A 23,387-nucleotide genomic window follows, 5' to 3' on the forward strand; every position below is an offset into this window, starting at 1 on the left:
GGGCCGGATAGCCCGCTCGCCGGCCTGCCTGATGCTGCCGGCGGGTGCGTGGGGATGGGAAAGGTCGTGACGACGTCCGGCAGACGCAGGGCGAAGTGCTTGTCGCCTCAGGCGTCGAGTCCGTACTGACCGAGCTTGCGGTACAGGAGCTGGCGGTGGATGCCGAGCCGGCGGGCGGCCTCGGTGCGGTTCCCGTGCGCCTCGTCGAGTGCGCGCTGCAGCAACAAGCGCTCCAGGCGCTCCACCGCCTGCGGCAGCGGTCGGCCGAACCAGTCGTCCGGCAGCGCGTTGCTCGAGCCGCCCTGCTCCGGCGCGCTTGCCTGCGGCGCCAGCACGGCCTCGAGATCGGCGGCGGCAAGATGTCGAGCGGACGGTCGCGCAGGGCCGGCAAGTGAATCGACAGCACGTCGAGCCGGTATGGCAGGTCGGCGCGAAAGCGGCCGTCGCGCAGGGCAACCGGGATGGCCAGGCGCATTGTCCGGCAACCGGACGGATGCCGTCTCCGAAGCGGACGGGCAATTATCAAATAACGCAGAAAGCTCCAATTTTTCTCCACATTCGATCGGCATGCTGTTTGCACGATGTGACGAACATCATTCAAGGAGATTTACTATGACGATCAAGCAACTCATTCTCGCGGCCGGAATCGCCGCTACCTTCAATCTGGCCCATGCCCAGTCGACCATGACCCCACCGGCGCCGCATCCGGGCGACGCACCGCCGCCGGCGGGCGCCGAGGCGCCGCCACCTCCGCCACCTCCGCCGGCTGCCGCCGGCCCGGGCATGCAACCGGGTGCGCCCGGCATGCGTCCCGCCCCTGCGGCGCCGGGCCAGGCCAAGACGCGCGGTCCTGCGCCGCGTGCGGGCAAGCGTCCAATGGCGCCGCGCGCACCCGGCGACGCCATCCGCACGCCGGCCCCGCCGGCGCCTGACGGACGCCAACCGGCGCCCCCGGCCGGCGCCTGAAGCCCGTCCATGCAGCCGGGCCGGCGCCGGCGCCGGCTCCCCCTGACAGTTCCGTTACCTCCAGGTGTCCGACGACACCGGGAGTTTTCGATTTTTTTACGAGGCAATATGAAACACGAACCAAGCAACAAGAACGACAAAGGCCACCAGGACCACCGCGTGTGGTCGATCGAGGGCCGCTACGAGCATCCGATCTACAGCCCCGAAGGCGGCATCGAAGGCGTCATGATCGATGCCGACGGCGTGGCGGCGCAGTTCGTATTCGGCCACGGTCCCGATGATGCGACCCCGTTCGGCAAGGTGAAACCGGGCCAGCGCGTGACGCTCGAGGGCGTCGAAGCCAAGCCCTGGCCGGAAGGCGAGGACGCGCACGCGGTCTACCAGTTCAAGCGCCTGGCCGGTATCGACGGCAAGGATGTCCGCGAAGGCGGCAAGCCAGCCCACGCCAAGGGCAAGGCGATCCGCATGAATTACGCGCGCCACGGTGAAGCCAACGGCGTGCTGCTCGATTCGGGCGACTTCATCCACGTCCGCCCGGATCGCTTTTCCGGACTCGGCATTGCCATCGGCGACCAGATCGAGGCCTCGGGCCCGGGCCGCCCCCTGACCGACGGTAGCGGCCACGTCATCGACGCCGTCGAGCTGAACGGCAAGCGGGTGGAGAAGAAGCCGGACTGACGGCAACGATCCAGCTTTGTGCTGCCGATTTCGAATCCGGCCAACCTCGTCCTGTTCACTGCGCGCGCACGCCCCCGCGCAGGCGCGGCTGCTCCAGCCCGGTGATCGTGACGTCCCGGTCCGCGAGCGCTCGCTGGTCGAACTCGAAGCGCGGCGGGCCGTCCTGGCCGGGCCGTCCTGGCGTGTGGACATGGCGTCCCCCGCCTTCCCGCGCGTCAGACGGCGCGCGCCAGGAGTCTTGCCGGCCTTGCTAAACTACCCGCAAGCCGAAGCCGCTATGCTATCCTTCGCGCCTTCGTATTCAGCAACATTTTTCAGCAACATCTTCAGCACGGCCTGAAGCCCATTCGCCGGCCCGCGCGGCCGCATCGATTCGTCATGAAAACAACCCTCTACGGTATTCCGAACTGCGACACCGTCAAAAAAGCGCGCACCTGGCTGGCCGATCATCGCCGCGACGTCGAATTCCACGATTTTAAAAAGCAGGGTCTTACACGCGAGATCGTTGCGGCCTGGCTGCAGCAGCTCGACTGGGAGACGCTGGTCAACCGCAAGGGTACGACCTGGCGCAAGCTGTCCGACGAACGCCGCGCCCAGGTGGTCGACAAGGCCAGCGCGCTCGAACTGATGCTGGAGAACCCGTCGGTGATCAAGCGCCCGGTGCTGGCCGGCGCCGGGCCGCTGTCGGTCGGTTTCTCGGATGAGCAGTACGGCCGTATTTTCGCTGCCGATGCCGGCAAGGAGGCCGCATGATGGCCAAGGCATCGCGTACCCAGAACCTGACCGAAGCGCTGATCGCGCTCGACTCGGTCACGCCGCACGACAAGGGCTGCCAGCGCACCCTGATCGAACTGCTCGAGCCGCTCGGTTTCCGCTGCGAGACCATCGAATCGAACGGCGTGACCAACCTGTGGGCGCGCCGCGGCACCGAGTCGCCGGTGTTCGTGTTCGCCGGCCACACCGACGTCGTGCCCTCCGGGCCGGTCGACCAGTGGTCATCGCAGCCGTTCGCGCCCACCATCCGCGAGGGCAAGCTGTACGGCCGCGGCGCCTCCGACATGAAGGCCTCGATCGCGGCGATGGTGGTGGCGGTCGAGGAGTTCGTCGCCGCCCATCCGGGCCACGCCGGCTCGATCGCCTTCCTGATCACCAGCGACGAGGAAGGCCCGGCCACGGACGGCACCGTGATCGTCTGCGAGCAGCTGGAAGAACGCGGCGAGACGATCGACTACTGCCTGGTCGGCGAGCCGACCTCCAGCCACGTGCTGGGCGACATGATCAAGAACGGCCGCCGCGGCTCGCTGTCGGGCTGCCTGGTCGTCAAGGGCGTGCAGGGCCACATCGCCTACCCGCACCTGGCCAAGAACCCGATCCACCTGGCCGCGCCGGCGCTGGCCGAACTCGCCGCCGAAAAATGGGACGACGGCAACGAGTACTTCCCGCCGACCAGCTGGCAGGTGTCGAACATCGCCGCCGGCACCGGCGCCACCAACGTGATCCCGGGCCAACTCAAGGTCGACTTCAACTTCCGCTTCTCGACCGCGAGCACGGCCGACGGCCTGGAAGCGCGCGTGCACGCGATCCTCGACAAGCATGGCCTGGACTACGACCTGAAGTGGACCCTGTCCGGCCACCCCTTCCTGACGCCGAAGGGCACGCTGTCGGACGCCATCTGCGGCAGCATCCGCGACGAGCTGGGCGTGCAGACCGAACTGTCGACCACCGGCGGCACCTCGGACGGGCGCTTCATCGCCCGCATCTGCCCCCAGGTGATAGAATTCGGGCCACCCAACGCCAGCATCCACAAGATCGACGAGCACATCGAGGTGCGCTACATCGATCCGCTCAAGAACATCTACCGCCGCACGCTGGAACGCCTGCTGACCATCCCGTCTGCGGACTAAACTACTCTTGCGAGGCACGACCATGACCACCAATTTCTCGACCCCGCGCGACCTGCTGCGCTACGCCGTCACCCGCTTCAACGGGGCCAAGCTGTTCTTCGGCCACGGCAGCGCCGAAGCCTTCGACGAAGCCGCCTACCTGATCCTGCACACCCTCAAGCTCCCGCTCGACAAGCTCGACCCGTTCCTGGATGCGCGCCTGCTGCCCGAGGAAGTGCTGCAGGTGCTGGCCGTCGTCGAGCGCCGCGTGACCGAGCGCGTACCGGCCGCCTACATCACCAACGAAGCCTGGCTGGGCAGCTACAACTTCTACGTCGACGAGCGCGTGCTGGTGCCGCGCTCCTTCATCGCCGAGCTGATCCCGAGCCAGTTCAGCCCTTGGGTCAGCGATCCGGAAAGCGTCGAGAACGTGCTCGAGCTGTGCACCGGCTCGGGCTGCCTGGCGATCATGATGGCCGACGCGTTCCCGAACGCCGTGGTCGATGCGATCGACATCTCGCAGGATGCGCTGGCCGTGGCCGAGCGCAACATCCGCGACTACAAGCTCGAAGGCCGCGTGAACCCGATCGGGTCCGACCTGTACCAGAACGTGCCGTTCAAGAAGTACGACCTGATCGTCACCAACCCGCCGTACGTCAACGCCGATTCGATGGGCAAGCTGCCGCCGGAATACCTGCGCGAGCCGCAGATCGCGCTGGCCGGCGGCGAGGACGGCATGGACCTGGTGCGCAAGATCGTCGACGGCGCCGCCGAGCGCCTCACGCCCGAAGGCATCCTGGTGGTCGAGATCGGCAACGAGCGCGAATTCGCCGAAGCCGCGTTCGGCCATCTCGGCCTGACCTGGCTGAGCACCAGCCAGGGCGACGATGCGGTGTTCCTGCTCACCGCCGAGCAGCTGGCCAAGTAACCGACTAAGTGACCAGGTAAGAGATGATCCGATTTACCCACGTCAGCCTGATGCGCGGCACCAAGCCGCTGCTGGAAGACGCCGACCTGACCCTCAACCCCGGCGACAAGATCGGCCTGATCGGCGCGAACGGCGCCGGCAAATCGAGCCTGTTCGCCATGCTGCGCGGGGAACTGCATCCGGACGGCGGCGAGATCGATTTCCCGCAGCGCTGGCGCATGGCCTACGTGGCCCAGGAAACCCCGGCGCTGGACCGCGCCGCCATCGAGTACGCAATCGACGGCGACGTCAACCTGCGCAAACTCCAGGCCGAGCTGGAGCAGCTCGAAGCGATGCCCCACACGCTTGATAACGGCATCGCCATCGGCGAGGTGCACTCGCACCTGGCGGACGCCGACGCCTACACCGTGCAGTCGCGCGCCGAGCAGCTCCTGATCGGCCTGGGCTTCTCGCTCGAACAGATGCAGCAGCCGGTGGCGAGTTTCTCGGGTGGCTGGCGCATGCGCCTGAACCTGGCGCAGGCGCTGATGTGCCCGTCCGACCTGCTGCTGCTGGACGAGCCCACCAACCACCTCGACCTGGACGCCATCATCTGGCTCGAGGACTGGCTCAAGCGCTACCAGGGCACCCTGATCATCATCTCGCACGACCGCGACTTCCTCGACGAGATCGTCAACGTGATCGTGCACATCGACGAGCGCAAACTCAAGCGCTACTCGGGCAACTACAGCGGCTTCGAACGCCAGCGCGCCGCGCACATGGTGCTGGCCGCGGCCGCGTTCGAGAAGCAGCAGCGCACGCGCGCGCACCTGCAATCGTTCGTCGACCGCTTCAAGGCCCAGGCCACCAAGGCGCGCCAGGCGCAAAGCCGCATCAAGGCGCTGGCGCGGATGGAAGAGCTGGCGCCGCTGCGCGCGGCGGCCGAGTTCTCGTTCGAGTTCCGCGACCCCGTCTCGGCGCCGAATCCGCTGCTGGTGATGGAAGACGTCGACGCCGGCTATCCGATCCTCGACGCCCATGGCGACAAGGTCGACGGCAAGGTGATCGTCAAGCGCGTGAACTTCTCGCTGCAGACCGGGCAGCGTATCGGCCTGTTGGGCGTGAACGGCGCCGGCAAGTCCACGCTGATCAAGACCATCGCCAACGAGCTCGCGCCCCTGACCGGCAAGGCGACGCTGGGCAAGGGCCTGGTGATCGGCTACTTTGCCCAGCACCAGGTCGAGATGCTGCGCCACGACGAATCGCCCCTGTGGCATCTGCAAAAGATCGCGCCGACCGTGCGCGAGCAGGAGCTGCGCAACTTCCTGGGCGGCTTCAACTTCCCGGGCGACATGGTAAGCAGTCCGATCAAGCCCTTCTCGGGCGGCGAAAAGGCGCGCCTGGCGCTGGCCCTGATCGTGTGGCAGCGCCCGAACCTGCTGCTGCTGGACGAACCGACCAACCACCTGGACCTGGAAACGCGCGAAGCGCTGACGCTGGCGCTGGCCCAGTTCGAAGGCACGCTGGTCGTGGTCTCGCACGACCGCCACCTGCTGCGCGCCACCACCGACCAGTTCATCATCGTCGCCGACGGCCGCCTGCAGCCTTTCGACGGCGACCTGGACGACTACAAGAACTGGCTGTTCCAGACCAAGCTGGCCAAGGATGGCGCGGCAACGCCGCTGCCGTCCGGCGACGCGGCGGCGCCAAACAAGCCGGCCGGCGTGGCGGCAGCCCCGGTCCCGGCCGTGGACCGCAAGGAACAGAAGCGCCTGGAAGCCGAGGAACGCCAGCGCATGGCGGCGCTCAAGAAGCCGCTCGAGAACCGCATCAAGCGGCTGGAAGAGCAGATGGCCAAGCTGAACGCGAAGAAGGCGGACGTCGACGCACGCCTGGTCGAACCCGGCATCTACGAGGCCGACAAGAAGGACGAGCTGAAGAACCTCGTGGCCGACCAGGCTTTCCTGACGCGCGACCTCGGCAAGCTGGAAGAGGAGTGGCTCGAGCTGCAGGAACAGTTGGAGACGCTCTAGCCTACTGCGCGTTGCATCCCCAGAAAAAACACGTTAGGCCACCTGGCGCGGCTCGTCGGCCGGCCGCTTGACCGACATCAGCCGGTCGATGTCGAGCAGGATCAGGCGCCGGTTGCCGCTCTGGCCAAGGCCGATCAGGTAATCGACGCTGGCGCGCTCGGCGCCCTGCGCCCCCGGCACCGGCGCGATCTGCTCGGGCGTGAACGACACCACGCCGGTCACGCCATCCACCACCATCCCCATCAGGCAATTCGAGAGCTTGACGATGATCACGTCGGTCATCGGGTCGGGCGCGTCAGGACTGGCGCCGAAGGCCGCGCGCATGTCGACCAGCGGCATGATCACGCCGCGCGAGACGGCCACGCCGCCGATGATTTCGCCGCCGGCCCTCGGGCTTGCCGCGAAGCGCTCCAGCGCCTTGAGCACCCGCAGCTCCTGCACCTTGGCGAAGTCCAGGCCATATTCGAGGCCTCCGAGGGTAAAGCTCAGGAACTGCATCGTACGGGTCGGTCCGTGGCTGTCGGCATGCATGGCGAATCCTTTGTGTGAGACTGCCATGCTAAAGCTGTCACGCCCGAAAACCGTTGATTGCAGTCAACATTTTACAAAGGCCACGATTTTTGCAATCGATTGCAACAAACGTACAATCGGCTGTGTTTTACGCGAACGTAAGGATCGACGATGTACCGCCGGCTGCACCGCCTGCTCGCCGGCCGGCCTCCGCATGCGGCGCAGTGTGCGCTGCGGGAGGCTGGCCGCGAGCGGGCGCAGAGCGCGTCATTGCTTCAGCGCGCGCGCAAATACGCCAGCACGCGCTCTTCCTGGCCGGCGTCGACCAGCTGGGCCGGCGTCTTGCCGTCGAACTCGGCCAGCGCCGCGTTCATCCAGTCGTTGGCGGCATCGTCGCCGCCGGCGATGCGGCGCGCTTCGTGCATCACGTTGTAATAGCCCTGGGCGCGGCGCGACTGCGCCTGGAAACGCGCTTGCAGCGCGGCCATGGCGTCGGGATTGAGGGGGTCGATGGTGCTCATGGCCGCATCATACACTCAAGACTCGGCGCGGATCGTGTTGCGGATGATGCCGATGCCGGTGATCTCGGTTTCCATCACGTCGCCATTCTTCATGAATTCCGGCGGCTTGCGCGCGAAGCCCACGCCCGACGGGGTGCCGGTGGCGATGATGTCGCCCGGCTCGAGCGTCATGCCGCGCGAGAGTTCGGCGATGATGCGCGGGACCTTGAAGTACATCTGCTTGTAGCTGGCGTTCTGCTTTTCGACCCCGTTGACGCGGCAGATCACGCGCGCGTCGTCCAGGTTGACGCCGGCCGCGGTGACGATCCACGGTCCCATCGGGCCATGGCCATCGATGCTCTTGCCCTTGAACCACTGGCCGCCATGGCGCTTTTGCTGGATGTCGCGCTCGGTGGTGTCGTTGTAGACCGAGTAGCCGAACACGTAGTCGAGCGCGCGCTCTTCCGGGATGTTCTTGCCGCGCTGGCCGATGACGATCGCCAGTTCCGCTTCCCAGTCGGTCTGGGTCGAGTTGCTGGTGTCTTGCGGGATCGGGTCGAACGGGCCGTTCATGGTGTGCGTGCCCTTGGTGAAGAACACCGGGTGGTCGGGCAGCGTTTCGACGTGCTTGTCGGCGCGCGCGTTCTTGCCTTCCTCGAAGTGGTCGAGGTAGTTCCAGCCGACGCAGTAGATGTTGCGGTCCGGGCGCGGGATCGGCGACAGGAAGCGCGCCCCTTCCAGCGGCAGCAGGCCGGCCTTGTCGTGCGCGGCGCGCTGCGCCAGCGCGCGCAGCTTGTCGAAGCCGGCGTTGCCGCTCTTGATCAGCTCCAGCATCGAGCCCGGGTCGAAGCCCAGGCCCAGCTTCTGGCGCGCGGCCTCGGCGCGCAGGTCGACCAGCTTGCCGTCGTCCAGCACCAGTACCACGCCCGGCGTGCCGTTCGGGCCGAGCGCGCAGGTGGCCAGGCGCATGCCGACCTTGGCGGCCAGCGGCGGCACCGACTTGATCTGGGCGCCGTTGATCTGCGGTCCGGCGGCGCCGTCCTGCGCGCGCGCGTTGGCGCCGATGCCGGTCATCAGGCTGCCGACCGCGGCCGAAGCGCTGGCCTTGAGCAGGTTGCGACGATTGCTGTCCATCTTGTCTCCTTGCTGTGAATGAGGTGCGTGGGTCATGTTCCGTTACTGATTCTACCAGCGCATAGCCCTTCCCTACCTTAGCGATAGGAAATGTCGATGGGCTGTGATAAGATGCGCGCCTTCATTGGGGAGTAGCCTCCTTCCCGCCTCGGGAAGGGCTGACGTCAACATACTTGGCCACCATCGGCCATGGCGTCCGCGGTTCGATACTTGGCAAGACCTTTGATCATGACGCCTTCCTTGGCCGGACGGGCGCCCTGGTCATCGGTATGCGTCCGGCCTCGAATCGATGACATGCACCTGACTCTCACCATCTTCCTGCTCCTGCTGTCCGCCGCCGCCATCTACTGGTCCTGCGAATATTTCGTCAACGGCGTCGAATGGATCGGCCAGCGCTTCGGACTGACCCAGAACGCCACCGGCACCGTGCTGGCCGCCTTCGGCACCGCGCTGCCGGAAAGCGTGGTCACCTTAGTTGCGGTCGCCTTCGGCAAGAACCCGGCCTCCCAGGACATCGGCGTCGGCGCCGCGCTCGGCGGGCCGCTGGTGCTGGCGACCATCGCCTACGCCGTGGTCGGCCTGACCTACCTGAGCCTGGGCCCGGGCCAAAAGATGCGCTGGCCGGCGGTGATGCGCTCGACCGGCGACATGCTGGCGCGCGACCAGCGCTGGTTCATGTGCATCTTCGTGTTCAAGCTGGCGCTCGGCCTGGTCGCGTTCGCATTCAAGCCCTGGCTCGGCATCGCCTTCCTGCTGGCCTACGGCGCCTACGTGCGCAAGTCGATGTCGGCCGAAGGCGAATGCGCCGCGCCCGAAGACCTCGAGCCGCTCAAGCTGCGCCCGCACGCCGATCACCCGGGCGCCGGCTGGGCCATCCTGCAGACCGTGCTGGCGCTGGTCGTCATCTTCATCGCCTCGCAACTGTTCGTGCACCGCCTGGAAGACATCGGCCCGCTGCTCGGCCTCCCGGCGCAGATGGTCGCGCTGCTGCTCTCGCCGATCGCAACCGAGCTGCCCGAGACCCTGAACGCGGTGATCTGGGTACGCCAGCGCAAGCCAGACCTTGCCCTGGCCAACATCAGCGGCGCGATGATGATCCAGGCCACGATCCCGAGCGCGCTCGGCCTGTTTTTCACGCCGTGGCTGCTTGACGCCAGCCTGCTGTGGGCCGGCGCGGTGACGATGCTCTCGATCGCCGGCCTGTACTGGTTCATCCGCCGCGAGCGCCTCACGCCGCGCCGCTTCGCGATGTTCGGCCTGCTGTACGGCCTGTTCGGGATCGGGCTGCTCCTGACGGTGCGGCACTGAGGCGCATACGATGATGACGACCGACGTCGTGCCGCAGGCGCAGCTGGACCTGGTCCGGGCGTTCTACGCGGCCAGCGGCTATGGCGGGGGTGCGTCCATGGACGACCTGGTGCTGGCGGCGCGCGTGGACGGCACGCTGGCCGGCGCCGTGCGGCTGTGCTTCGAACACGGCGTCATCGTCCTGCGCGGGATGCAGGTGAACCCGCGCCACCAGCGCCAGGGCATCGGACGCGCCCTGCTGGCGCGCTGCGCGCCGTACCTCGATCGCGGCGAAGCGTGGTGCCTGCCCTACGATCATCTGGTGGGTTTCTATGGGCAGGCCGGCTTCGCGCGCGCCACGCCGGAAGCGCTGCCGCCGTTCCTGGCGCAGCGTCTGGCGGGCTACCTGGCCCAGGGACAGCGGGTGCTGGCGGTGCGGCGGTTCCGTGCGCCCGAAGCGGCTGCTGCGGCTTGAGTGCACCGGTCAAAACCCGGCGATCGGATTTTGAGAAGCTCGGAGGGTAGACCGAGCTTGGCGAACTGCCGAGTGCGGCCGGAAGCGGACATTTAAAAAGTGCCTGGTATCGCCCGCCGATTTTAGCGACGGCCGCTAGGGAAGCACCTCGGTGTGCTGAGAGAACCGCAAAGGATTCCTTGACCCATACCTTTCGCTTAACCTTGGGTTAATGCGCAGGAGAACAAATGTACACCTTTATCATCGGCGTACTCAAAGTCACATCGTCGTCCGCAACGATACAAGTCTTCTCACCAGGTGATTGGCTGGATAATGCCGACGCCAGCGTTTGGAAAAACGTCGAGGTCACACAAGATTTTATGGCCGGGTGTGATGCAGAGACAGCCAAAAGCCGCCGATTGAATGGGCCGGACTATCCAAGGTTGCTGGATGTCTCGATATCTAACGCGGTCGATTTAGCGAGGTATTCAGAAACCATTCATAGTGGCACAAAACGTTTTTTTAACGCAATGCGCGTGGCAGGTTATGAATGTGGCGAACTTGTGGAGTTGAGCCGGAGTGCACTTGGTTATGCGCCAGGAGGAATTAGCTATTTTTTACTGCCTCATGACTTACCTTGTGTAGATTTACGTTGTCTAAAACTGGACTGGGGCTCCGTGATTGTTCAGCTGGAGGACAACGAAATCACGCATAACTCACTGGCACAAGTGCAGTCTTAGCCAACTGTTTGCATCTTATGGTGACCGCAACACTCCAAGACCTTGGCGTGGCTTCGACAGCACGTTTCAGTTTCTTGCTGGGTGGAGTTTATGCGTTCGACCCAAAGTCCGGCCTCACGATCAAGTCGAGTGTCATCGGCCGGGTTTCATTCGGCATTAGCGATAGGCCGACCGTCCGCAACTGCTCGATTGCAGCCTGTTCCAACGCGAACCGATGCCACGGTCCATCTCGTCAATGCAGCCCGGCTCAGCGCCGCTGCGGATAGAAATCCTTGGCCTCGTTGATCTGGCGGCGCATTTCGGCGCGCTCGTCGGCGGTCATGCTGCGCCCGCCGCCGCGGCGCTGCGCGTCGGGAGAAGGCTGGGGAGCGCCCTGCTGCGGGTAGCCTTGCTGCTGATATTGCTGCATCCGGCGCGGGTCGTCGTAGCCGCGCGCCTGCGCTTCCTGCTGGCGCGGATCGCCCATTTGCGGCAAACGGAAGCGCTCGTTGTGGCGCTCTCCCTGCGGCTGGCCGTTGCCGTAAGCGCCGCCGTAGCCGGCGCCATCGTCGCGCTCGCCGTGTTGCTGGGCCAGCGCGGCCCCGCTGGCGCCGAGGACCAGGGCGCACGCCAGCGCGGCGCGAAGGGTGTGGCGGGGCAGCTGCCCCGCCCCCTTGCCTGCCTGCTTGTCGTTGAACGCGCTATTCATGTGTCCCTCTTCCGCGATGCCAAGTAAGTCGTTAAGCTGTGATGGATGATGCGTGATGCGTGATTCGATGAGTCCAGTGTATGTGGAATCCCTGATCGGTATAAGGCGGATTGGGTAAAGTTTGTAACACAATGTAATGGCACAGCGATAAGGACTATTCCCTCGGCGCAGTGACGTTACCATAGCGACATTAATCTGACAAATCCTGACAGACACATGAATGCAACGAGTACCAATGCCGGCAGCACCGGCGCGAACAATGGCCACGCCGCGAGGATCATGGTGGTGGACGACGACGTACGCCTGCGCGACCTGCTGCGGCGCTACCTGACCGAGCAGGGCTTCCAGGTCGTGACCGCGGAAAGCGCGCCGGCCATGAACAAGCTGTGGCTGCGCGAGCGCTACGACCTGCTGGTGCTGGACCTGATGCTGCCGGGCGAAGACGGCCTGTCGATCTGCCGCCGCCTGCGCGGCGCCGGCGACCAGACCCCGATCATCATGCTGACCGCGAAAGGCGAAGACGTCGACCGCATCGTCGGCCTCGAGATGGGCGCGGACGACTATCTGCCCAAGCCTTTCAATCCGCGCGAGCTGGTGGCGCGCATCAACGCCGTGCTGCGCCGCAAGGGCCCGGACGAGATTCCCGGCGCGCCGAGCGAGACCCCGCAAACCTTCGAGTTCGGCGACTTCGTGCTCGACCTCGGCACCCGCACTCTCAAGAAGAACGGCGAGACCGTGCCCTTGACCACCGGCGAATTCTCGGTGCTGAAGGTGTTCGCGCGCCACGCGCGCCAGCCACTGTCGCGCGAGAAGCTGATGGAGCTCGCCCGCGGCCGCGAATACGAGGTGTTCGACCGCTCGCTCGACGTGCAGATCTCGCGCCTGCGCAAGCTGATCGAGCCGGATCCATCCAGCCCGCTGTACATCCAGACGGTGTGGGGCCTGGGCTACGTGTTCATCCCTGAAGGCCAGCCACGCTAGTGTTCGCACCCGCTACCGAAAGGCGGCGCCGCTCGCGCCTGCTGGGCTGGTTCTGGAGCGGCCTGTTCTGGCGCACCTTCCTGCTGCTGTCGTTCCTGACGACGCTGTCGATGGCGTCGTGGATCGGCATGATCAACGTGTTCCAGCGCGGCCCGCAGGTCGAGCAGACCGCCGAGCTGCTGGTCTCGGTGGTCACCATCACCAAGGCCGCGCTGACGCACTCCGCGCCCGACCTGCGCCAGGAACTGCTGCTCGAACTGGTCTCCAACGAAGGCATCCGCATCCTCACGCTGGAGCCGACCGACAAGGTCGACCCGCCGCCCTCGACCCCGCTGATGCCGGACATCGCCGCGCGCGTGCGCGACAAGCTCGGCAAGGACACGCGCTTCTCGCGCCGCGTCAACGACATGCCCGGCTTCTGGGTCAGCTTCGACATCGACGGCGACAAGTACTGGCTGATGCTCGAGCGCGACCGCCTGGCCGGCCTGACGCGCGTGCAGTGGGTCGGCTGGGGCACGGTGGTCGGCGCGCTCTCGCTGCTGGGCGCGGCGCTGATCTCGAGCCTGGTCAACCTGCCGCTGGCGCGCCTGTCCGCGGCCGCGCGCGCGATCGCCCAGGGCAAACCGCCCGCCCCGCTGCCCGAAAAGGGGCCGAAGGAAATCATCGAGGCCAACCGCAGCTTCAACCAGATGGTCGGCGACCTGCAGCAGCTGGAAAAGGACCGCGCCATCATCCTGGCCGGCATCTCGCACGACTTGCGCACGCCGCTGGCGCGCATGCAGCTCGAAGTCGAGATGGCCAATTTGTCGACGGACGCGCGCGAAGGCATGCAGTCCGACATCGCGCAGATGGACGCGATCATCGGCCAGTTCCTCGACTTCGCGCGTCCGACCGAGAGCGCGACCTTCACCCCGATCGACCTGTCCGATCTGCTCGAGGGCTGCGCGCGCGAAGCCGACCGCCTGAGCGACGTGCGCACCACGGTCGACGTCGATCCCGACATCCACGTGCTGGGCAACCCGACCGACCTGCGGCGCGTGATCAATAACGTGATCGAGAACGCGCGACGATACGGCAAGACGCCGGGCCAGGACGTGGCCGAAATCGACATCGCCTGCCACGTGCGCATGACCGCGCACGGCAAGCGCGCGGTGGTCGAGATGAGCGACCACGGTGTCGGCGTCCCGGACGACCAGATCCAGCTGCTGCTGCGTCCCTTCACGCGCCTGGACAGCGCGCGCGGGCAGGCCAACGGCGCCGGCCTCGGGCTGGCGATCGTCGAACGCGTGATCGCGCGCCACAACGCCGAGCTGGCGGTCCGGAACCGCGAAGGCGGCGGTTTGCTGCTGCAGTTTGCCCTGCCTCTGGCCCAGTGATGCTGGCGCAGTGACGATGCCGTTCTCGCGGCCCGGGCTTCCCGCTATACTTCCTGCTTTCGTCTTATCGAGAGAGCCCACAGCATGACCGAGCACGCATCCGAACCGCAGCAGGAACTCACTTACGGCGATGTCGAACAAGCCGCCGCCCGCATCGCCGGCGCGGCCCACCGCACCCCGGTCCTGACCTCGCGCACCGCCGACGCGGCCACCGGCGCCAGCCTGTTCTTCAAGGCCGAGAACCTGCAGCGCATGGGCGCCTTCAAGTTCCGCGGCGCCTACAACGCGATCGCGAAGTTCGATGCGGCGCAGCGCGCGGCCGGCGTGCTGACCTACTCGTCGGGCAACCACGCACAGGCGATCGCGCTGTCGGCCAGGCTGGCCGGCATCCGCGCCGCCATCATCATGCCCAAGGATGCGCCCGAGCTGAAAGTGCGCGCCACCCAGGGTTATGGCGGCGAGGTGATCTTCTACGACCGCTACACGGAAAACCGCGAAGAGATCGGCCAGCGCCTGGCCAGGGAGCGCGGCATGACCCTGATTCCGCCCTACGACCACCCGGACGTGATCGCCGGCCAGGGCACGGCGGCCAAGGAACTGTTCGAGGAGACCGGCCCGCTCGACCTGCTGCTGGTGCCGCTCGGCGGCGGCGGCCTGCTGGCCGGCTGCGCGCTGGCGGCATCGAGCCTGTCGCCCGATTGCAAAGTGATCGGCGTCGAGCCGGAAGCCGGCAACGACGGCCAGCAGTCGCTGCGCAGCGGCCGGATCGTCGACATCGGCGTGCCGCAGACCATTGCCGACGGCGCCCAGACCAGCCACCTCGGCCAGCACAACTTCGCCGTGATCCGGCGCCTGGTGGACGACATCGTCACCGTCAGCGACGCGCATCTGGTCGAGGCGATGAAGTTCTTCGCCGAGCGCATGAAGACCGTGGTCGAGCCGACCGGCTGCCTGGCCGCGGCGGCGGCGTTGTCCGGTGTGGTGCCCGTGGCCGGCAAGCGCGTCGGCATCCTGATCAGCGGCGGCAACGTCGACCTGGCGCGCTTCGCCAGGCTGGTGGCCGGCTGACTGTACTCGGCGGCTGAGCTGTCAATATAAGCGGTCCAGCGCACAGTCAGGCTCAGGGCTCCTGCGATACAGTCATTCCACAGCATGACTCTCAGGAGACCACTATGAAAAAACTGCTTATCGCCGCACTGATCGCCGGTTCGTTCGCCGGCGTCGCCGCGCCTGCCGGCGCCCAGATCATCGTCGACCGCGCTCCGCCGCCGCCGCGCGCCGAACACATGCCGCCGCCGCGCCACGGTTACGTATGGGCCCCGGGCTACTGGAATTGGAACCACGGCCGTCACGTCTGGGTCGCGGGTCATTGGGAACGTGAGCGCCGCGGCTATAGCTACCGCGCCCCGAACTGGGTCCAGCGCGACGGCCACTGGGTGATGGAACGCGGCGGCTGGGGCCACGGCGACCGTGACGGCGACGGCATCCCGAACCGCGTCGACAACCATCCGAACAACCCGAACCGCGGTTGATCCTCGTGGGCGCGCGCGTACGCGGTGCGTGCGCCCGTGCGTGCCCGTGCGCGTGCATGCGTAACGCGCAGTCGTACGCATGCACGGACGCGCATGCCCGTTCCCCTATTCTCTCTCGGCGCGTTCCGCGTCCGTCTACTTGCTGACCGGCGTCGCGATCGGCTTGCCCTTGTCCACCACGTACACGCCGATCAGGTGCACCGGCTTGCCGGTCGGGTTGTGCCGCCCTGCGCATGTCCGTGCTGCGTCTACCCGCCCGTCAGCGCCCTGGCCTTGGCGCTCACGGCGGCCGCGGTGGCGCCGGCAGCCTTGAAGAACGTTCTTCGTGTCAGCTTCTCCATCATCCATCCTCGTCTGAACCGTTTATCAAATTGGTCTCGCGCCTGGCTCTCCGGATTGGACCAAATTTCGGACAAGGGTTCGCGACGTCGCGTTGATTGATAAGGGTGAAGCACCGAACGGAAAGCGGCGCTCGCGCCAGGCATTCTGGAAACCTAGCACAGGAGAATGCGATGAAGCGCCAAGTACGCCTGATGTGTATGTTTGCCGCCATGGTCGTGGCGGCGCCGGTCGTGATGGCCGGCAACGACATCGTGAAGTGCGTCGATGCCGACGGCCGCGTGACCCTCACCGACCAGCCCTGCGGCGCCCGCGCGGCGACCGTGCGCCTCGACCAGGACAAGAGCATGTCCCAGGCCGGCGCACCGTCGCAGATGCAGTTCCAGCCGCAGTCTCAACCCGATGTGCAGCGCCGCGTGCTGCCCGCGGCCGACCTGCGCCAGTGGCGCCGCCCCGACCTGACGCGCGCGGCCCCGCTCAAGCAGGACGTCGCCACCCTGAGGGCGGCGCACCGGATGCTGATGCTGCAGGACGCGCGGCCGACGCTGGCCGGCCTGCCCTGAGCCCCTGCCGCCGAGGCGACTGCAGCGGCTGCGGCTGCGGCTGCGGCTCAGTGTGAACCGCGCAGCGGCGTGATCGGGGACAGCCCCGGCTCGTTGGCCGGCGCACCAAGCGTGCGCACCAGCTGCAGTACCTCGTCGGACTTGATGAAGCTGGCCGAGGACCCGGCTGCCGGCAGCTTTTCCGGCGGCTGCGCGCGCGCGATGGCATGGCCCTGCACGTAGTCGACGCCGATTTCCACCAGGGTGCGCACGGTGGCGGCGTCCGCGGCCCGCTCGGCGATGGTCTTCATGCCCAGGTTCGCCGCCAGGCTGACGATCGCCTCGACGATCGCCACCTTGGCCGGATCGGCGCTGATGTCGACGATCAAGCTGCCGTCGATCTTGAGCACATCGGCCGGCACTTCCTTGAGGTACGAGAACGAGGTCCAGCCGGCGCCGAAGTCGGCCAGCGCGACCTTCACGCCGAATTTGCGCACCTGGCCGATGAAGCGGCGCGTGTTGTCCAGGTCGTGCAGCGCCACGCTTTCCGTCACTTCCATGCACAGGCGGTTCGTCACGTGCGCGTAGCGCGCCAGGATCTCGAGTGCGTCCCGCACGAAGCGCTCGTCGTTCAGCGATGCGCCCGACAGGTTCACGCACACGAAGCGGGTGGTGCGCAGCGAGGCCAGGTTGTCCTCGATCCAGGCCAGCGTGGCCGACAGCACCCAGCGGTCGATCACGCTCATGCGTCCGCTCTGTTCGGCGGCGGCGATCAGCCGGCCGGCCGGGACGGTGCGGCCGTCCGGTTCGCGCATGCGCAGCAGCACCTCGACGTCGAGCGACTCGTGCGGCGACACCAGCGACATGATCGGCTGCATTTCGAGGAACATGCCGTCGGTCGGGTTCGGGCCGTCCAGGCGCTCGACCAGGTCGAGCTCGGCCGCGCGTTCCCGGAAGGCGCTGGCGTCGCGTTCGTACACCACCAGGCCGTCGCCGTGGCCGCTCTTGGCTTCGCGGCAGGCGCGCTCGGCGGTCGAGAGCGCGTCCGCGAGCGCCATGCCCGGCCGCACTTCGATCAGGCCGACCGAGCCGCGCACCTGGAAGGCCTTGTCGCCGACCCGGTACGCGGCGCCGCCGATGCGCTCGACGGTGCCGCGGCAGATCAGCGTCGCCAGCGGGAGCGCGGTGTCGGGCATGACAATCACGAACTCGCCGCCGCCGACGCGGCCGATCCTCTGGTCGCCGGCCAGCGTCAGCGCCATCCGCTCGCACACCTGCTTGAGCACCTGGTCGCCGGCCGCGTGGCCAAACAGGTCGTTGATCAGCTCGAGGCGGTCGAGACCGATGTAGGCAAGGGCCAGCGGCTTGCCGGCGCCCAGCGCCTGCAGCGCGGTCCCGAACATCCTTTCGACGCCGCGCCGGTTGAACACCTTGGTCAGCGGATCGTTGTCGGCCATGAAGCGCAGCTGCTCGTTGGTCTGGTATTTTTCGGTGACGTCCTGCAGCATCGCCTCGATGCGCCCGCGCGCGAGGGTGGCACTGACCATGAAGCGCCGGCTGGCGTCGCGGTTGGCGATGTGCATCTCGGCTTCGCCCTGCATGTGCACCTTCTCGTGCAGTTCGAGCCAGACGCTGTCGGCGAAATAGTGCTTCCAGCTGCTCTGCCCCGGGGTGATGACGCTGGCGCCGAGCATCTCGCGCAAGGCCGGATTCGCGCTCAGGAAATGGCCGTACATGTCGAGCGTGAACAGGCCGACCGGCATCGCCTCGAACGCCTGCTGCAGCTTTTCCTGGGCTTGCCTGCGCTTTTCGGTCTCGATGCGCATCTGCTCGGCGACCGCGAGCGCGGCCAGCAGGCCCGATGCCAGCGCCGCCGTCACGCTGTTGATCACGTCGACGATCTCGCGCATGCCGAACGCGGCCGCGACCACCTCGGCCAGCGAGGACAGGAAGGTCACCGCGAACGAGGCGGCGAACCACATCGCCACCCGGTTGCGCGAACGCAGCATGCTGGCCGCCAGGCCGAGCGTCATCAGCGACAGGCCGAAGGCGGCCACGCTCCACATCAGCGGCAGGAACACACGGGACCGCAGCACCAGCGCGCAGGCCGGCAACGGCAGGCAGAGCCATTGCAAGACGCGCAGCGGCGGGCCGAAGCGGGTGTTCGAGAGTTCCGCGCCAAACAGGGTCTGGTACAGCGTCACCGAGGACATCGCATACAGGGCGATCGTCACCGCGCGCAGCGGCAGCAGCCAGTCGTGCGGCACGGCCTGGCCCAGCCATTGGGTGTCCCAGCCGGCCGACAGCGCGCCGACGCGCAGGTTGAGGATCAGCCAGCCGGCGAACTGCACGTACACCACCTGGCGGTTGATGAGCGCGGTCAGCAGGATGAACACGGTCAGCACGATCATGCCGCCGTCGAGCAGGCCGGACTTGCGGTGGAATTGCTGGACCGATTTTTCCAGCTGGCCGTCCGGCCATTGCAGCACGGTCAGGTGGGCCGGCCCGACGAAACCGGCGCGGCACAGCACGCTGTCGACGCCTGCGGGCAGGCGAAGCGCGAAGCCGGACTTGACGGCGACCATGGCCCCGTGCGCACCCGCGCGCGAAGCGTCGCCCAGCGGCGCCAGGGAACGGCCATCCCAGCACGCCATGTCGATGGCGTGGCGCGAGGGGAATTCGATGTCGCGGTATTGACCGCCGCGTTGCCCGGCTTCCTGCGCGAAGGCGTGCGCGGTGAAACCGAACCACACCGGCGCCTCGGACAGCTGGGTATCGTACGATTCGACCGGTGGATGCAGCGACAATTGCAGCGCGGCCTGGGCCGGGCTCAAGGGCACCTTGGCGGCCAGCACCTGCATGCCGAGTTCTTCGTCGCCGCCGGAAACATAATGCTGTTGCCATGTCACCAATGCAATCAGGGACATGAACGCGATCCCAAGCGGTATCACATAGATGGCAAAAAAACGCATTACGGCGTCCAGCACACGCTGGGCCAGAGAAAGTATCGTTTTTTTACGCGGTACGGTGAAAGGCTTGAGCATAGACGAGGATCAGCTGGCGGCGTGCGGCCGCCCTCCAGCGGCATCAATCCGCCAGCATACCGCTTGTGACAAGTGCAGTCATGCAATTTTTGCTTTACATCAAGGCAAAAGACGTATGTGCAACACAAGCAATATTTGGGCGTGGGTCACCCGCAGTTTCGCAGCGGCCAGCCGCGCACGCGCAGCGATAGCGCTGCCTGGCCCTGGTCCAGTGACTTACAACCGCCGCGCGGTACCCGAGACGCGGATCGAACTGCCCGGCGCGGCCGGGATGCCGGCATGCAGGTGCGAGCGCATGCCCATGTCCTCGCCCTGCACCACGTCGATCGCGCCGCCGTGCGGCCAGCCGAGGTCGCGCAGGTAGCCGGCCAGCGCCGCGGTGCCGGCGCCGGTGGCCGGATCTTCGTACACCCCGCCGACGGCGAACGGATTGCGGGTATGGAACAGCTGCGGCGTCTCGGCCCAGGCCAGCACGATGGTGCACAGGCCATGCGCCGCCATCAGCGCGCGCCCGGCGTCGAGTTCGTAGTGCATGGCCGCCAGCAAGGCGCGGCTGGCCAGGCCGATCACCAGGTGGTCGGCGCCGGCATGGGCGAATGCGGGCGGCAGGCGCGGGTCGAGGTCGGCTTCGCGGTAGCCGAACAGCGCCAGCGTGTCCACCACCAGCTTCGGGTCGGCCGGCCGGCTGTGGGTCGGCGGCGATTGCAGCGCCGCGCCGGTCAGCTCGCCCTTGGCGGCAGGCTCGCGCCGGCCCTCGACCGTGATCGCGGCGCGGTTCAGCGTGAGCGCATAGACCCCGTCGCCGTACTCGCGCGCCAGCGCCGCACCCAGCGCGATGGTGGCATGACCGCAGAACGGCACTTCGGTCTCGGGCGAGAAGTAACGCACGCGCCAGCCTTCCCCATTCGCGTGCGGCGCCGCGAAGACGGTCTCGGAAAAGCCGACCTCGCAGGCCAGCTGCTGCATCTCGGCCTCGGGCGGCAACTGGGCGCCGATCCAGACGCCGGCCGGATTGCCGCCGGTTTCGCCGTCGGAGAAAGCGGCGATACGCCGGATGGCCGCGCCGGTCGCGCTGCTCGATCTCGTTGTGTGGGTAGGGATCACGAATATCTCCTGGAAAGGGTTGGCACAGCGGCGGTGTGCGAGAACCCCACATCATAGTGCGCCGTCGCGGAACGTGCATGGGGCTCTGCCCGGCCTCGATCGTTCGATCGCCTGGCGTCTCCTTGAGCTTGACCCGCGACGCATACGTCTGATCCTGCTCAGTTCGCGTTCGGCCGGCTGCCGTAAGCTGGCCGTGTTCTCGACTTCGACTGTGCTTGGAGGAGATTCAATGCCGGCATCGCCCCGTCCTTCCGCATCGCCGCTCGCGCTCGCTTCGGCCTGCGCTCTGGCCCTCGCCTTGTCTCTGTCGCTGGCGACATGCGGGGCAGTGGCCGCGCCGCTGTACGCTACTGCTGCGTCCGGCAGCAGCGTCGGCGTGACCGGCGACGTATTCGGCGCCGATACGATCGTCGACGCCGGCGGCTATGCCATCGATGCTGTTGCCGCCATCGATGCTGTTGCCGCCCTCGGCCCCGACTTCACCGGCCCAAGTGCGCCGGCCGGCGGGGACAGTGTCTATGGCGCAGCTTTCGACAACGACGTCGGACCGCCGGCCACGGCGTGCCGCTTCGAAGGCGAGTGCGATGCGGTGCGGCTCGACCTGCCGCCGCCGCCGCCGCCGCCGGTGCCGGAGCCCGGCGCCACGGGGATGCTCGGGTTCGGCCTGGCCCTGCTCCTGCTGCGCGGCCAGCGCCCGGCCAACCTGCGCTTCCGGGCGCCGTGAGCGCATCGGCAGCCGCAACAGCATGCAGACACCCGGTGCCGCGAGCCTGTGCACCTGGCCGCCTCAGAACCCCGGCGGACGCTCGCGCATCGCGCCGGTCGCGCGCTCCAGCGCCAGGCCGACCTCGCCAATCGTGCCTTCGTCGAACAGCCGGCCGATCAGGGTCACGCCGTGCGGCACACGGCGCGGCGGGTTGAAGGTCGGGAGCGGCTGCGCCGGATTCGGCGCCCAGTCGCTGCGCGCCTGCGTGACGTCGACGAAACCGGTGCGCAGCGTCAGCGAGGGGTGGCCGGTAAAGTTCGAGATGGTCAGCATCTCGTCGCGCAGCGAAGGCACGATCAGCAAATCGACCTCGCCCATGATGCGCGCCATCTCGAGCGCCACCTTGCGGCGCAGGCGGTCGCCCTGCACGAAGTCGACCGCCGACAGGAAGCGCGCTTCGCGGAACAGGTTCGGCCAGGCATCCGGCACCTGCATTTTCAACTGGTCGGCGCGTCCGTCCAGCGTGATCTCCTCGAACGCGGCGGCCGCTTCCGCAAACAGCACCGTGTTGAGCGACTGGTAGGGCCAGTCGGGCAGCGTCACCGGCACCGCTTTCAGCCCCATCTTCTGCAGGCTCTCCAGCGCGGCGCGGTCGACGCTCGTCGCCGGCGCTTCCTTCATCCAGTCGGCAAAATAGCCGAACTTCAGGCCGGCCACTTTCGCGCCGGCGTCGAAGTCCAGTTTGGCCGCACGGCTGGCGACGTCGCCCGGATCGGTGCCCGAGATCGCCTGCAGCACCAGCATCGCATCCTCGACGCTGCGCGTCATCGGTCCCAGCTTGTCGAGCGACCAGCACAGCGTCATGGCGCCGGTGCGCGGCACCCGGCCATAGGTCGGGCGCAGGCCGGTCACGCCGCAACGCATCGACGGGCTGACGATGCTGCCGCCGGTCTCGCTGCCGATCGAGAACGCGACCAGCGCCGCCGCGGTCGCCGCACCCGGGCCGGCGCTCGAGCCCGAGGCGCCCTCCTCGAGCAGCCACGGATTCACGGTCTGGCCGCCGAACCAGACGTCGTTCAGCGCCAGCGCACCCAGGCTCAGCTTGGCCACCAGCACGGCGCCGGCCGCGTTCAGCCGGGCCACCACGGCCGAGTCCTGCTGCGGTACGCGGTCGCGGTTGAACTCGGCGCCCCAGGTGGTGCGGATGCCGGCGGTGTCGAGCAGGTCCTTCACGCCATACGGGATGCCGTGCAGCGGGCCGCGGTATTTGCCGGCGGCGATCTCGCGGTCGGCCTGGCGCGCCTGGGCCAGCGCGTGCTCGTCGGTAAGGGTGATCACGCTGCGCAGCTTCGGGTCGAGGCGGCGGATGCGCTCCATATAGATGCGCGTCAGGCGCTCCGAGCTGATGGCGCGCGACTCGATCCAGCGCGACAGCTGGGTCACCGGCGCGTAGGCGATGTCCTCGTCCTTGGCGGGCAACGGGCCCGCGCCCGCGCGCGTGCGCACGAAGCGCGCCTGCGCGGGGCCTTTCAAACCGGGCGCGATGCTGGCCGGATCCCACACGGTGGCCGGCGCCAGGCCGGGCTCCAGCGCCACCTTCTTCGGACCGGTGCGCCGCTCCATCGTCGAAGCCAGCGAGATGCGCCAGTTGTCGGCGGCCATGCGGCGCTGGGCCGGGCTGAGGCTCACCTGCATCAGCTTCTCGGCCTCGGCGAAGGTGGCGGGCGTGACTTCGGGGCCGACCGCCGGCGTGGCGCCGAAGGTGGGCGGCGCACCCGGGGTGGCGCCGTCCTGCGGCAGCGGATCGTTGGCGATGGCGGCCGCGGCGTCGGCGCTGCGGACGGCGCCGCTCACGGCCAGCAGGCCGAGCGGGGCGTTGATGAGGAACTGGCGGCGTTGGGTCATGGGGCTCCTGAGGTGGTTCGATGGCCCCTGTGATCCTACCCCACTCGGGTAGCCAAAACAATAACGAAATGCGCTGCC

General features: G+C 67.4%; 24 protein-coding genes and 1 riboswitch. Of the genes, 15 read left to right on the top strand and 9 right to left on the bottom strand.

Going from position 1 to position 23,387, the window contains the following annotated elements:
- Positions 1-107 precede the first annotated feature (107 nt).
- A complete protein-coding gene (locus FA90_RS27690; protein WP_036168536.1) occupies positions 108-335 on the bottom strand; it encodes a helix-turn-helix domain-containing protein in 228 nt (75 codons plus the stop codon).
- Positions 336-612: 277 nt separating this feature from the next.
- Here FA90_RS27690 and FA90_RS10405 point away from each other — a divergent pair, with 277 nt between their 5' ends.
- The 6 genes from FA90_RS10405 to FA90_RS10430 all read left to right on the top strand — a co-directional run bounded on the left by FA90_RS10405 (position 613) and on the right by FA90_RS10430 (position 6,467).
- Entirely contained in the window at positions 613-966 is a 354-nt protein-coding gene (locus FA90_RS10405) for a hypothetical protein (protein ID WP_036168537.1), read from the top strand.
- 108 nt (positions 967-1,074) lie between these two features.
- A complete protein-coding gene (locus FA90_RS10410; RefSeq protein WP_051971687.1) occupies positions 1,075-1,644 on the top strand; it encodes a hypothetical protein in 570 nt (189 codons plus the stop codon).
- Between the two features lie 378 nt (positions 1,645-2,022).
- Positions 2,023-2,397 (top strand): ArsC family reductase, encoded by a 375-nt coding sequence (locus tag FA90_RS10415; protein WP_036168539.1) that lies wholly within the window; start codon positions 2,023-2,025, stop codon positions 2,395-2,397.
- The gene (dapE, locus tag FA90_RS10420) at positions 2,397-3,548 is read left to right on the top strand and encodes a succinyl-diaminopimelate desuccinylase (protein WP_036175169.1); all 1,152 of its coding nucleotides are present in this window, start codon (positions 2,397-2,399) and stop codon (positions 3,546-3,548) included. The genes FA90_RS10415 and dapE overlap by 1 nt, the downstream gene beginning before the upstream one ends.
- A gap of 22 nt (positions 3,549-3,570) precedes the next feature.
- Positions 3,571-4,455, top strand: a complete 885-nt coding sequence (prmB, locus tag FA90_RS10425; RefSeq protein WP_036168541.1) for a 50S ribosomal protein L3 N(5)-glutamine methyltransferase — start codon at positions 3,571-3,573, stop codon at positions 4,453-4,455.
- Positions 4,456-4,478: 23 nt separating this feature from the next.
- Entirely contained in the window at positions 4,479-6,467 is a 1,989-nt protein-coding gene (locus FA90_RS10430) for an ATP-binding cassette domain-containing protein (RefSeq protein WP_036168543.1), read from the top strand.
- Positions 6,468-6,500: 33 nt separating this feature from the next.
- Here FA90_RS10430 and FA90_RS10435 read toward each other — a convergent pair whose 3' ends face one another.
- The 3 genes from FA90_RS10435 to FA90_RS10445 form a co-directional block, all read right to left on the bottom strand.
- Entirely contained in the window at positions 6,501-6,998 is a 498-nt protein-coding gene (locus FA90_RS10435) for a chemotaxis protein CheW (RefSeq protein WP_036168545.1), read from the bottom strand.
- A 254-nt stretch (positions 6,999-7,252) separates the two neighbouring features.
- Entirely contained in the window at positions 7,253-7,498 is a 246-nt protein-coding gene (locus tag FA90_RS10440; protein WP_239700658.1) for an MbcA/ParS/Xre antitoxin family protein, read from the bottom strand.
- A gap of 15 nt (positions 7,499-7,513) precedes the next feature.
- Entirely contained in the window at positions 7,514-8,611 is a 1,098-nt protein-coding gene (locus tag FA90_RS10445; RefSeq protein ID WP_036168547.1) for a fumarylacetoacetate hydrolase family protein, read from the bottom strand.
- 114 nt (positions 8,612-8,725) lie between these two features.
- A riboswitch (yybP-ykoY riboswitch) is annotated at positions 8,726-8,899 on the top strand.
- A 12-nt stretch (positions 8,900-8,911) separates the two neighbouring features.
- On the opposite strand from FA90_RS10445, the gene FA90_RS10450 reads away from it, so the two are divergent.
- The 3 genes from FA90_RS10450 (at position 8,912) to FA90_RS26350 (ending at position 11,092) form a co-directional block, all read left to right on the top strand.
- A complete protein-coding gene (locus FA90_RS10450) occupies positions 8,912-9,919 on the top strand; it encodes a sodium:calcium antiporter (RefSeq protein ID WP_036175175.1) in 1,008 nt (335 codons plus the stop codon).
- A 10-nt stretch (positions 9,920-9,929) separates the two neighbouring features.
- Complete coding sequence (locus tag FA90_RS10455; protein ID WP_081933777.1) at positions 9,930-10,373, top strand: GNAT family N-acetyltransferase; 444 nt, start codon at positions 9,930-9,932, stop codon at positions 10,371-10,373.
- A 227-nt stretch (positions 10,374-10,600) separates the two neighbouring features.
- Positions 10,601-11,092 carry a hypothetical protein gene (locus FA90_RS26350; protein WP_156116661.1) on the top strand — a complete coding sequence of 164 codons (492 nt, stop codon included), beginning with the start codon at positions 10,601-10,603 and terminating at the stop codon, positions 11,090-11,092.
- 247 nt (positions 11,093-11,339) lie between these two features.
- On the opposite strand, the gene FA90_RS10460 is transcribed toward FA90_RS26350, so the two are convergent.
- The gene (locus FA90_RS10460) at positions 11,340-11,780 is read right to left on the bottom strand and encodes a hypothetical protein (RefSeq protein ID WP_036168549.1); all 441 of its coding nucleotides are present in this window, start codon (positions 11,778-11,780) and stop codon (positions 11,340-11,342) included.
- 216 nt (positions 11,781-11,996) lie between these two features.
- On the opposite strand from FA90_RS10460, the gene ompR reads away from it, so the two are divergent.
- From ompR to FA90_RS10480, 4 genes are all read left to right on the top strand, one after another.
- Positions 11,997-12,761 (top strand): two-component system response regulator OmpR, encoded by a 765-nt coding sequence (gene ompR, locus FA90_RS10465; protein WP_036168551.1) that lies wholly within the window; start codon positions 11,997-11,999, stop codon positions 12,759-12,761.
- Entirely contained in the window at positions 12,761-14,137 is a 1,377-nt protein-coding gene (locus FA90_RS10470; protein ID WP_051971689.1) for a sensor histidine kinase, read from the top strand. Before ompR ends, FA90_RS10470 begins: the two co-directional genes overlap by 1 nt.
- A gap of 84 nt (positions 14,138-14,221) precedes the next feature.
- Entirely contained in the window at positions 14,222-15,205 is a 984-nt protein-coding gene (locus tag FA90_RS10475) for a threo-3-hydroxy-L-aspartate ammonia-lyase (RefSeq protein WP_036168553.1), read from the top strand.
- 104 nt (positions 15,206-15,309) lie between these two features.
- On the top strand, positions 15,310-15,669 hold the full coding sequence (locus FA90_RS10480; RefSeq protein ID WP_036168555.1) for a YXWGXW repeat-containing protein: 360 nt from the start codon (positions 15,310-15,312) through the stop codon (positions 15,667-15,669).
- Between the two features lie 248 nt (positions 15,670-15,917).
- Here the strand turns inward: FA90_RS10480 and FA90_RS27695 are convergent, their stop codons facing one another.
- Complete coding sequence (locus FA90_RS27695) at positions 15,918-16,013, bottom strand: twin-arginine translocation signal domain-containing protein (RefSeq protein WP_373994605.1); 96 nt, start codon at positions 16,011-16,013, stop codon at positions 15,918-15,920.
- Between the two features lie 168 nt (positions 16,014-16,181).
- On the opposite strand from FA90_RS27695, the gene FA90_RS10485 reads away from it, so the two are divergent.
- On the top strand, positions 16,182-16,571 hold the full coding sequence (locus tag FA90_RS10485; protein WP_036168557.1) for a DUF4124 domain-containing protein: 390 nt from the start codon (positions 16,182-16,184) through the stop codon (positions 16,569-16,571).
- A gap of 47 nt (positions 16,572-16,618) precedes the next feature.
- Here the strand turns inward: FA90_RS10485 and FA90_RS10490 are convergent, their stop codons facing one another.
- On the bottom strand, positions 16,619-19,477 hold the full coding sequence (locus FA90_RS10490) for an EAL domain-containing protein (RefSeq protein WP_239700661.1): 2,859 nt from the start codon (positions 19,475-19,477) through the stop codon (positions 16,619-16,621).
- A gap of 333 nt (positions 19,478-19,810) precedes the next feature.
- Positions 19,811-20,698 carry a PhzF family phenazine biosynthesis protein gene (locus FA90_RS10495; protein ID WP_239700664.1) on the bottom strand — a complete coding sequence of 296 codons (888 nt, stop codon included), beginning with the start codon at positions 20,696-20,698 and terminating at the stop codon, positions 19,811-19,813.
- A 298-nt stretch (positions 20,699-20,996) separates the two neighbouring features.
- Between FA90_RS10495 and FA90_RS10500 the strand changes: the two genes are divergently transcribed.
- Entirely contained in the window at positions 20,997-21,422 is a 426-nt protein-coding gene (locus FA90_RS10500; RefSeq protein ID WP_156116662.1) for a PEP-CTERM sorting domain-containing protein, read from the top strand.
- 63 nt (positions 21,423-21,485) lie between these two features.
- Here the strand turns inward: FA90_RS10500 and FA90_RS10505 are convergent, their stop codons facing one another.
- A complete protein-coding gene (locus tag FA90_RS10505; RefSeq protein ID WP_036168563.1) occupies positions 21,486-23,309 on the bottom strand; it encodes an amidase in 1,824 nt (607 codons plus the stop codon).
- Positions 23,310-23,387: the final 78 nt, after the last annotated feature.

The organism is Massilia sp. 9096 (assembly GCF_000745265.1).
Classification (GTDB): domain Bacteria; phylum Pseudomonadota; class Gammaproteobacteria; order Burkholderiales; family Burkholderiaceae_D; genus Telluria.